Origin of the sequence: Saccharopolyspora sp. 6M, from assembly GCF_020176775.1 — a bacterium.
Classification (GTDB): domain Bacteria; phylum Actinomycetota; class Actinomycetes; order Mycobacteriales; family Pseudonocardiaceae; genus Saccharopolyspora_C; species Saccharopolyspora_C gregorii.
In genome coordinates this window covers 1-8,988 of the sequence record NZ_JAIUJZ010000270.1, presented here as the reverse complement: position 1 = coordinate 8,988, position 8,988 = coordinate 1, and the positions used below count along the sequence as shown (strand labels likewise).

The 8,988-nt window shown below is 73.3% G+C and carries 11 protein-coding genes, 1 tRNA gene, 1 pseudogene and 1 riboswitch; of the genes and pseudogenes, 5 read left to right on the top strand and 8 right to left on the bottom strand.

From position 1 onward, the window contains the following. Positions 1 to 197 precede the first annotated feature (197 nt). The 4 genes from LCD31_RS27105 to LCD31_RS27090 form a co-directional block, all read right to left on the bottom strand. Positions 198 to 270: transfer RNA gene (locus LCD31_RS27105), tRNA-His, on the bottom strand. A gap of 99 nt (positions 271 to 369) precedes the next feature. After that, positions 370 to 1,008: an oligoribonuclease gene (gene orn / locus LCD31_RS27100; RefSeq protein ID WP_224962722.1), complete on the bottom strand. Its 639-nt coding sequence runs from the start codon at positions 1,006 to 1,008 to the stop codon at positions 370 to 372. Between the two features lie 57 nt (positions 1,009 to 1,065). Next, the gene (locus LCD31_RS27095; RefSeq protein WP_224962720.1) at positions 1,066 to 2,739 is read right to left on the bottom strand and encodes an AMP-binding protein; all 1,674 of its coding nucleotides are present in this window, start codon (positions 2,737 to 2,739) and stop codon (positions 1,066 to 1,068) included. Positions 2,740 to 2,810: 71 nt separating this feature from the next. Further along, positions 2,811 to 3,026: a hypothetical protein gene (locus LCD31_RS27090; RefSeq protein WP_224962718.1), complete on the bottom strand. Its 216-nt coding sequence runs from the start codon at positions 3,024 to 3,026 to the stop codon at positions 2,811 to 2,813. Between the two features lie 164 nt (positions 3,027 to 3,190). Here LCD31_RS27090 and LCD31_RS27085 point away from each other — a divergent pair, with 164 nt between their 5' ends. Beyond that, the gene (locus LCD31_RS27085; protein WP_224962716.1) at positions 3,191 to 3,580 is read left to right on the top strand and encodes a hypothetical protein; all 390 of its coding nucleotides are present in this window, start codon (positions 3,191 to 3,193) and stop codon (positions 3,578 to 3,580) included. Between the two features lie 51 nt (positions 3,581 to 3,631). Here the strand turns inward: LCD31_RS27085 and LCD31_RS27080 are convergent, their stop codons facing one another. Continuing rightward, positions 3,632 to 4,363 (bottom strand): hypothetical protein, encoded by a 732-nt coding sequence (locus LCD31_RS27080; protein WP_224962714.1) that lies wholly within the window; start codon positions 4,361 to 4,363, stop codon positions 3,632 to 3,634. Between the two features lie 74 nt (positions 4,364 to 4,437). Next, positions 4,438 to 4,707 (bottom strand): hypothetical protein, encoded by a 270-nt coding sequence (locus LCD31_RS27075; RefSeq protein ID WP_224962712.1) that lies wholly within the window; start codon positions 4,705 to 4,707, stop codon positions 4,438 to 4,440. 269 nt (positions 4,708 to 4,976) lie between these two features. Here LCD31_RS27075 and LCD31_RS27070 point away from each other — a divergent pair, with 269 nt between their 5' ends. The 4 genes from LCD31_RS27070 to LCD31_RS27055 all read left to right on the top strand — a co-directional run bounded on the left by LCD31_RS27070 (position 4,977) and on the right by LCD31_RS27055 (position 7,401). Further along, the gene (locus LCD31_RS27070; protein ID WP_224962710.1) at positions 4,977 to 5,249 is read left to right on the top strand and encodes a hypothetical protein; all 273 of its coding nucleotides are present in this window, start codon (positions 4,977 to 4,979) and stop codon (positions 5,247 to 5,249) included. 32 nt (positions 5,250 to 5,281) lie between these two features. Continuing rightward, positions 5,282 to 5,377, top strand: a riboswitch (TPP riboswitch). After that, positions 5,371 to 6,204 carry a bifunctional hydroxymethylpyrimidine kinase/phosphomethylpyrimidine kinase gene (thiD, locus tag LCD31_RS27065; RefSeq protein WP_224962708.1) on the top strand — a complete coding sequence of 278 codons (834 nt, stop codon included), beginning with the start codon at positions 5,371 to 5,373 and terminating at the stop codon, positions 6,202 to 6,204. (Overlaps the previous riboswitch by 7 nt.) A 19-nt stretch (positions 6,205 to 6,223) precedes the next feature. After that, positions 6,224 to 6,937 (top strand): TenA family protein, encoded by a 714-nt coding sequence (locus LCD31_RS27060; RefSeq protein WP_224962706.1) that lies wholly within the window; start codon positions 6,224 to 6,226, stop codon positions 6,935 to 6,937. Between the two features lie 254 nt (positions 6,938 to 7,191). After that, positions 7,192 to 7,401 carry a hypothetical protein gene (locus LCD31_RS27055; RefSeq protein WP_224962703.1) on the top strand — a complete coding sequence of 70 codons (210 nt, stop codon included), beginning with the start codon at positions 7,192 to 7,194 and terminating at the stop codon, positions 7,399 to 7,401. A gap of 25 nt (positions 7,402 to 7,426) precedes the next feature. On the opposite strand, the gene LCD31_RS27050 is transcribed toward LCD31_RS27055, so the two are convergent. Beyond that, the gene (locus LCD31_RS27050; RefSeq protein WP_224962701.1) at positions 7,427 to 8,560 is read right to left on the bottom strand and encodes a polysaccharide pyruvyl transferase family protein; all 1,134 of its coding nucleotides are present in this window, start codon (positions 8,558 to 8,560) and stop codon (positions 7,427 to 7,429) included. Positions 8,561 to 8,791: 231 nt separating this feature from the next. Further along, positions 8,792 to 8,988: pseudogene (locus tag LCD31_RS27045) on the bottom strand (hypothetical protein); the annotation flags it as partial.

The following is an 8,988-nucleotide window of genomic DNA, read 5'->3' as shown; positions in this document are numbered from 1 at the left end:
CGCTGGACGCGGCGCTGTCCGCGCCGTCCGGGCTCGGCGTCGTCGTCGACGAGGACGGCGGGTACGTCGGCGTCGTCGGGGGCCCGCCCCGGGGGGGGGGGGGGGGGGGGGGGGGGGGGGGGGGGGGCGGGGGGGGGGGGGGGCGCCCCCCCCCCCCCCGGCCCCCCCCCCCCCCGGGGGGGGCCCTTTTCCCGCGGGGTGAGTGACGGGATTCGAACCCGCGACTCCTGGGACCACAACCCAGTGCTCTACCTACTGAGCTACACCCACCGCAGCTTCCGGCCAGCCGGTGTTCTCGGCTTTCCGGAGCAACACGAATATCCTAGCGTGCGCTGCGGAGCGGGCTGCGACCGGGCTCCCGGCCGCGCATCACCGCTGGTCGGGGCTGCGGCCGGTGCCCGCGGGGCCGCGCCCGTCCAGCAGGTCCGCGGCGACGGCCTGGGCCTGCTCGGTGGTCGGTCCCGGCTCGGCCACGAACGCCGTCCGGCGGTAGTACGCGAGTTCCCTGATGGACTCCCGCACGTCGGCGAGCGCGCGGTGCGCGAGGCCCTTCTCCGGCTGCGCGTAGTAGATCCGCGGGAACCAGCGCCTGCACAGCTCCTTGATGGAGGACACGTCCACCATGCGGTAGTGCAGGTGCGCGTCCAGCGCGGGCATGTCGCGGGCGATGAACCCGCGGTCGGTGGCGATGGAGTTGCCCGCCAGCGGTGCCGAGACGGTGTCCGGCACGTGCTCGCGGATGTAGTCCAGGACGCGTTGTTCGGCCTCGGCCGTGGTGACCGCGGAGCGCCGCACCTCCTCGGTCAGCCCGGAACGCGCGTGCATCTCCCGCACCACGTCGGGCATCGCCGACAGCGCCTCGTCCGGGGCGTGGATCACGATGTCCACGCCCTCGCCGAGGATGTTGAGGTCGGCATCGGTGACCAGGGCGGCGATCTCGATCAGGGCGTCCGAACCCAGGTCGAGACCGGTCATTTCACAGTCGATCCACACTAGACGGTCGTTCACCTCACCGAGCCTAACGCGGTGCGACCGGGCGCCGGGATCGCACCGGCGCCGCGGAGATCACCGTTCGGTATCGGCGGAACCCTCGCGCAGCCGCGCGGGCACGACCTTGCCGGTGGCGTTGCGCGGCAGTTCCGGCAGGAAGACGACGTCGCGGGGCAGCGCGAAACCGGGCAGCGCGGGCCGGACCCGTTCCCGCACGGCCTCGGCGTCCAGCTCGGCGCCGTCGACGAGCACCACGTACGCGGCGAGGCGCTGGCCGAACTCGGCGTCGTCCACGCCGATCACGGCGACCTCGGAGACCTCCGGCAGGGTGGCGATCGCGTCCTCGGTCTCCTTCGGGTACACGTTCTCGCCGCCCGAGACGATCATGTCGTCCTCGCGCCCCACCACCTGCAGCCGGCCGGCCTCGTCGATGCGGCCCAGGTCACCGGTGGCGAGCATGCCGTCCCGGACCTCCTTGCCGCCGCCGCCGGTGTAGCCCTCGAAGAGCATGTCGTTGCGCACGAAGATCCGCCCGGTCTCGCCGTCGGGCACCTGCGCGCCCCGCTCGTCGAGGATCTTCACGCTGGTGCCGCGCGGCGGGCGGCCCGCTGTGCCGGGCGCTTCGGCGAGTTCGCGCGGGGTGGCGATGCTCACCCAGGACGCTTCGGTGGAGCCGTAGAAGTTGTAGAGGACCTCGCCGAACACCCGCTGGAACCGGGTGGCGAGGTCGGCGGGCAGCGCCGAACCGCTGGCGGCCACGATCCGCAGCGAGGAGGTGTCGTAGGGCTCGATCGCCTCCCGCGGCAGGTCCAGGATGCGCTGCAGCATCACCGGAACCACGAACAGCGCGGTGGCGCGGTGCCGCTGCACGGCGGCGAGCGCCTGCTGCGGTTCGAACTTGCGGCGCAGCACGAGGGTGGCGCCGATGGCCGAGCCGAGCTGGAACGCGGCGAGCCCCCAGGTGTGGAAGATCGGCGCCGCCAGCATGATCCGCTCACCGGCGCGCAGCGGCATCCGCGACATGATCGTGGCGGCGGGCCCGACCCCGGGCGGCGCGGGCCTGCGGGCGCCCTTCGGCGTGCCGGTGGTGCCGGAGGTGAGCACGATGACCCGCGCGTGCCGGGGACGGCGCGGGAGGGTGCCGGTGGCGGAGCTGCCGATGAGGTGCTCCAGGGTGGCCTTGCGAGTGGTGCCCTCGGTCCAGGCGAGCACCACGTCCAGTTCCAGGTCGGGCAGCGCCTCGACGAATTCGACGTCGGCGATCAGCAGGTCGGCCCGCTGCTCGTCGAGCACGGTGCGCATCTGGTGCGGGCGCAGGCCGGTGTTGAGCAGCACCACGTCGGAGCCGATCTTGCCGCAGGCCACGATGGTCTCGACGAGCCCGTGGTGGTTGCGGCACAGCACCGCGACCCGGCTGGTGTCCCGGATGCCGCGGGCGCGCAGCCCGCGGGCGAGGCGGGTGGTGCGCTGCTCCAGTTCGAGGAAGCTCAGCGCGCCGCGCTCGTCGATCACGGCGGGCCGGTCGGGATGCCGGATCGCGGCGACGGCGTAGCCGAGCGCGGGGGTGACGCCCCAGCGCCGCCAGGCGAAGACGATGCGCAGCAGCTTGTCCGGGCGCATCGGGCGGACGACGCCCTGCCTGATCAGCAGCCACAGCGTCTGCAGCGTCGGGGCCAGCCGGTCCGCCCCGGCCTGGACGGCCGCCTTCGCCGCTTCGCCTCGTGTCCGTCCCGCCGGCCGTCGCCACATCGCCACGCGTCTCCTCCGATTTAGCTACTCATCGGTAGATAATGCCTCGGGGGGCGACGCGGGGGAAGGGTTCACCGGTCCGAAATGGTGTGTTCCGGTGCCGCCGCGGCCACCACGGCCTCCCGGATCGCGGCCCGCAGGCGACCCGCCTCCAATGGTGCCAGCACCGCCGTCTCCCCGGGCGGAGCGACGACCACGACGTTGCCCTGGTTCACGTACACCGCCATGTTCCGCCGCCTGCCCGCCACATCGCGGCAGCTCACCTGCCACTTCTCGTCGTCAGCCACGTGGCCTCCCTCCCTGGGGGAACGCTCGTCCGGTGCGTCCTCCACTGGTAAGACGACTCAGGATCACGGACGTGACGGGTGTTCGCCTGATTAATCTTGGAATTCCACCGGCTCGTGCCCGCGGGGTTCCACCACCGGGTGAGCGCTGCTGGGAGACTGCGATCATGGCTGGATACGACGGGATGCTGTGGCGCACCCTGCACCGCGTGCTGCTGGTCCTCGCGGTCGGCGTGCTGGGCCTGCTGCTCGGCCTCGGGCACGAGCCGAGCCGGGCCGACTCGCTGTTCGGCGTGCTCGTCGTGGCGCTCGTGGCGCTACCGGTGTGGATCACGTTCCAGCGGATGACGCCGGTCGCCCGCGGGAACCTGCGGGCGCTGCCGCGGCACCGGCCGCTGATGACCGCGATGATCGGGCTGCTGGGCCTGGTGGCGCTGTTCGTGCTCGGCTGGACGATCGCCAACGCGCTGTTCCCCGGCACGCTCGCCCCGCTCGCGCTGGCGCTGGTCGGCGTGGTGCTGGCGGCGTTGGTCGCGCTGCTGAACCGGGTGCTGTGACATCGCTTCCCCGCGGCCCCGGACGCCGGGGCCGCGCGAGGAAGCGGCAGGTCAGACCGGGCGGACCGTCAGCGCGCCCGGCTCGGCGGTGAACGTCAGCGCGCCCTCGAAGTCGGCGATGGGCAGCTCGTCGCGCACCAGGCGGTGCGGCGCGTCAGCCGTCTCCACCCGCACTTCGGTGGCGGCGAAGGTCTGCTCGGCGAAGTCCGGGCCCGCGAGCCGGACCTCCAGCCGCTGCTCCCGCAGGGTGACCACCGCGGAACCGCCGGGCACCGAGATCGGCTCGCCGTCGGCGGTGACGATCAGGCTGCCCTGGCCCTCGGTCTCCGGGCGCACCGCCACGTGCGAGAGGGCGACGTCGCGCCGGTCCTCGGCGGCGGTGACGCCGATGACGTCCCGCGAGTCCTGCCCGGCCTCCTCGTCGCCGCGCACCGCCAGCAGCGGGGCGCGCAGCTTCGCGGCCAGCCGGTACGGCTGCCAGGAACCGGCGCCGATCAGGTTCACCACCGACGTGATCTCGCTGTCCGCGAGCAGCCGCTCGCTGCCCACGGCCGGGGTGATCTCGATGGCCGCCACCCCGCGCTCCTCCAGCAGGTCGCGCAGCGCCTTGGCGCGCAGCCTGCTGTTGCGGTCGAACCCGCGGGTGATGGCGACGGCTCCGGACGTCCCGCCCTGCGCTGCGGCGTCGGCGAGACCGGCCAGCGGAGCCCATACCTCCGCCGGATCCGGCCGGGCGGAGCGGCGGGAACGGGCGGTCTGGGGGGCGTCGGCAGTGGTGTCCATTGCGTCAACTTTAATCCGCCACGCAGGGTCGCCTCACTAGGCGATCAGCCCTGAGCGGTGTGACTTCCCTCGCCCTAGGCGTCCCAGGTGGTGACCACGAGATCGCCGTCACGCGCGAGCTGTTCGTCGACCGCCTGCTCGCACTCCGCGCAACGCTCCGTGATGCGGCGGCTCGACGGTTCCTTGGTGGCGGGCCACGTCTCGTGCGGGAGCTTGATCGTCGCATCGCACAGGGTCTGCACCGGATCACCGGCCGGTCTGGCGCCCGGGCGCACCGTGATCGCGTGCCGGACCCGCTTGCCCGCTCCGACGATCCACCACACGTGCTCTTGATCGGGGAACATTGCCGTCCCACCCCCATACCTGTCAGGACGACCCGCGGGCGCGCAGTTCGTCCGGCTTCGGTCCACTGGCCGGATCTCGAACTCTAGACGGAACGATCAGCGCGCACGTTGCATTCGCGTGGCGGGGGCGACCGGCGGCTGCGCTGCTCCGATCGTGTGAGAGCGGCTGTTCGGCGGAGCGGTCTCGACTCGCCGCTGACCCGGTGCTGGGCCGCTCGAACCAGGGCGCCGGGCGCGGAACCCGCTTGTGGTGAGAAGGATCACCGCCCATGCTGGGCGCGTCGAGCGAGCGGAACCCGGAGGCGCACCCCGTGACGGACCTGCACTTCCCGCGTCCGCACGACGATCCGCGGGAGCCCGGTTCCCTCGCCCGCTGGCTGGTCCCCGACGGCGCCCGGGTGCGCAGCGGAGCCCCGGTGACCGAGGTGGTGACCGACGGCGCCCCGCGCACGGTGCGCGCCCCGGCGAGCGGAACGCTGTGGCGGCAGGGCAGGGCGGGGGAGCGGTTCACCGCGGGCGCGATCATCGGCCTCGTCGAGTGAGTCCGCAGCTTGACGCCCGTTGCTAGGTTGGGGCCAGTGACGCGGGGTGCCCGGACGGCCGGGCTGAGAGCAGACCCGTCGAACCTGACCTAGTTCGTGCTAGCGGAGGGACGTCACCGACGTGACCACTCGTGCTGCCCTGCCCGGATCCGACCGGGTCCCGAACGTGCTCTCGATCGCGGGGACCGATCCCAGCGGCGGAGCCGGCATCCAAGCGGACCTGAAGGCCTTCTCCGCGAACGGCGCCTACGGCATGTCCGCGGTGACCGCGCTGGTCGCGCAGACCACCACCGGTGTCGCCGAGGTCCGCGAGGTACCGCCGGAGTTCGTCACCGCCCAGCTCACGACGCTGCTCGACGACGTCCGGGTGGACGCGGTGAAGATCGGGATGCTGGCGAACGCCGAGGTGATCCGCGCGGTCGTCGCCGTGCTGGACCGCTACGCCCCGCCGCACGTGGTGCTGGACCCGGTGATGGTCGCGAAGAGCGGCCACCGGCTGCTCGCCGACGAAGCGGTCGCGGTGCTGCGCGACGAGCTGCTGCCGCGCGTCGACCTGATCACCCCGAACCTGCCGGAAGCGGCGGACCTGCTGGGCGAGCCGGAGATCACCGGCTTGGCCGAGATGGCCGCGCAGGCGCAGCGGCTCGCCGACCTGGGCGCGAAGCAGGTGCTGCTCAAGGGCGGGCACCTGCGCGCGGAACCCGCCAGCGCCGACCTGTTCCGCGGCGACGGCGAGGTGCGGTGGCTGCGCAGCGAGCGGATCGACACCGCGAACGACCACGGCACCGGCTGCACGCTGTCCGCGGCGATCGCGGCGCTGCGTCCCCGCAGGCCCGACTGGGCGACCGCCGTGCGGGACGGCAAGGACTACCTGACCGGGGCGCTGCGGGCCGCGGAGCGCCTCGACGTGGGCCGCGGGCACGGGCCCGTGCACCACTTCCACCGCTGGTGGTGAGATCGGAAGGACGAAGGTCATGAGCAGGTTGCCCGATCCGCCCGCGGGCGGTTTCTGCGCCCGCGCCTGGGAACGCACCGCCGAGCTGCAGCGGGCCGTGGTGGCGCACCCGTTCAACGCGGCGCTCACCGACGGCACCCTCGACCGGGAGCGGTTCGCGTTCTATTTCGTGCAGGACGCCCGCTACCTGATCGCGTTCGCGCAGGCGCTGTCGGCGGCCGCGACCCGGTCCGAGGATCCGGCGGACGCGGCGTTCCTCGCGGGGGCCGCGCGGGGCGCGCTGGTGGAGGAGCGCCGGTTGCACGCGGGCTACGTCGAGGAGTTCGGGCTCTCCGCGGACGACCTGGCGGGGGTGGCGACCTCGCCGTCGTGCACCGCCTACACCTCGTTCCTGCGGGCGAGCGCGCTGGTCGACCCCTACCCGGTGCTGCTGGCGGCGGTGCTGCCGTGCTTCTGGGTGTACCAGCACGTGGGCAGTGAGATCCTCGCCGCCGTCGGCGACGTGTCGGCGCACCCGTACCGGCGGTGGATCGAGACCTACGCCGACGAGGAGTTCGCCGAAGCGGTGCTGGCGGCCCGCGAGCTCACCGACCGGGCGGCCGCGGCCGCCGACGAGCCGGTGCGGGAGCGGATGCTGGCCGCGTTCGCGCGTGCCACCGAGTACGAGTGGATGTTCTGGGACGGCGCGTGGCGCCTGGAGCGGTGGCCGACGGCGCAGTGGCTCCCGGCGTGAGAAGTCGTTGCGGCGGCACGGTTTCCGCGCTGCGGCGAATACCCGGACCCGATCACCCTCCGCGACGTGCCCTGCGGCGCGGCGGGGGCGGTGACGCGGGTGGTCAGCCGCGGTGCGGGCGCTCGCGGGAAGCGTGATCAGGAGCACTTTCGAGCGGTGTTAACGAACACCCTCAGCCACGACGATGAGGCTCACGACACGTTCGTTCGGCGTGTTCGGTCGTGGGAGGTCCGCCTCCCACCGCGCGGGGTTCGGTGGCCTTGAGTACGGGGACTTCAATTCTGATCATGCTGGCGGGGATGCTGGTGCCGGTGCTGGCCGCAGCCCCCTTCTACATCGCCGACCGCCGGGCGGACGCCGAGTCCGCCCAGGCGGAAACGGAGCCTGAAAAATCGTCCGCGGACATCCACGTGCTGCGGCCCCGAGCCGAGGGCACCTGCGAGACCGGGCAGGCGGCGGCCTGAGCGCGCCGCCGCCCGGCCCGGCGGCTCAGTCCCCGTAGATGGACCAGGCGAGCTTCGACTTGGCCTCCTGCAGCGCGTCCAGCGTCGACCGCTCGTAGCCGCCTTCCCGCGGCTGCGGCGGCACCTGGAGGCCCTCGCTGAGGCCCCAGCCGGAGCCGCGCTGGATCAGCGACCGGTGCTTGTTCGTGTAGTACCCGGAGTTGATCGACACGGCGACGCCGTGCGCCCCGGCGGCCGCGGCCATCAGGTGCATGTGGAACCGGGTCGACAGCCAGCGCTGGCCGGCGGCGGCGGGCAGCCCGTGGTCCATGATCTCGGAGAACGGGTAGAAGCGGGCGCCGGGCAGGTCGTGCTCGACGAGGGCGAACACCTCGCGGTCCACCCGCGGGATGCCTTCGATGACGCCGACCTGCTCGGGCCGCACGTCCCAGGCGCGCAGCGTGTCGAGCAGGAACCCGGCCAGCGCGGGCACCGTGACGTCCAGCAGGTCCGACTGCAGGCAGATCATCACGTCCCGCAGGTCGTCGGTGCGGTACAGCTCCGGGGCGATGCCGAAGAACATGTCGTCGCCGGTGGCGGTGAGCTGGCCCGCGGAGTCGAGCAGCTCGGCCGACGGCTCGTCGCGCACGTCGATCAGCTCGAACTGCGAGGCGAGGTTGCGCACCAGCGGGCGCGCCTCCTCCGGCGTCGGCCACAGGCCCTGCCCGGTCATCACGGCCCGCCCGCCGGAGCGGCGCACCGCGGCGACCGCGCCCGCCAGCAGCCCGTAGTGCCGCGGCCAGATCGAGTTGATGAACCCGCCGCCGATGATGTGCACCAGGTCGGCGCGCGCGGCGAGCTCGATCCCGGCCAGCCAGTGCGGCGCCAACCCCGGGTTGATCATGGCGTGCTGCACGAACGACGCCACCTCCCACGGCTCGTCGGAGGGCGCCGACCAGCACAGCCGCCACAGCGTGTCGGTGAACCGGACGTGCGGGTGCAGGTGGCCGAGCAGCACCTCGCTGGGGCCGGGGTTGGGGCAGTCGAGCCACACCTCGCTGTCGGGGGCGACTCTGGCCAGGTACTTCAGCCAGGTCGCGGCGATCAGCTCGTCGCCGTAGTTCGGGTTCCCGGTCGTGGCGACCAGGTACAGCGTGGGGTGCGTTGCGGGACTCGACACTGGGTTCTCCACCGTTCGGGTTCGCGGCTGGGCGCGGTAGGCGCCGAACCTAACAACCCGGCGCGGTGGGTCCCGCTCGGAGGCATCCGGGGCGGCCGCGCGGGGGCGCGTTCGGCCGCAGGGTCCTGCTCCGGTCGGCAGTCTCCCGGAGTGGCGCGCACGAAGAAGCGGGGGGGGGGCCGGGGCCCCGCCCCCCCCCCCCCCCCCCCCCCCCCCCCGCTGCTCGTCGGGTCAGTTGTGGTCGTGGAGCTGGGTGCGGAGCCGGTCGATGCGGTCGCGGGTGCGGCGGAACTTCGCCTCGTACTGCTCGGCGAACAGCGCCGTCGGCAGCGTCGAGACGGTGACGCCGAGTTCGCCACCGTGCGCGGGCTGGTCCGGGACGGGCTCGTCGGCGCGGTCGGCCGCCGTCTCCTGGCGGGGGATGGGGT

What these genes read in the sequence shown, in the direction of transcription:
- LCD31_RS27095 (WP_224962720.1), bottom strand. Translation starts at nt 2,739, where the DNA reads ATGTGGCGACGGCCGGCGGGACGGACACGAGGCGAAGCGGCGAAGGCG.
- LCD31_RS27085 (WP_224962716.1), top strand. Translation starts at nt 3,191, where the DNA reads ATGGCTGGATACGACGGGATGCTGTGGCGCACCCTGCACCGCGTGCTG.
- LCD31_RS27080 (WP_224962714.1), bottom strand. Translation starts at nt 4,363, where the DNA reads ATGGACACCACTGCCGACGCCCCCCAGACCGCCCGTTCCCGCCGCTCC.
- LCD31_RS27075 (WP_224962712.1), bottom strand. Translation starts at nt 4,707, where the DNA reads ATGTTCCCCGATCAAGAGCACGTGTGGTGGATCGTCGGAGCGGGCAAG.
- LCD31_RS27070 (WP_224962710.1), top strand. Translation starts at nt 4,977, where the DNA reads ATGCTGGGCGCGTCGAGCGAGCGGAACCCGGAGGCGCACCCCGTGACG.
- LCD31_RS27060 (WP_224962706.1), top strand. Translation starts at nt 6,224, where the DNA reads ATGAGCAGGTTGCCCGATCCGCCCGCGGGCGGTTTCTGCGCCCGCGCC.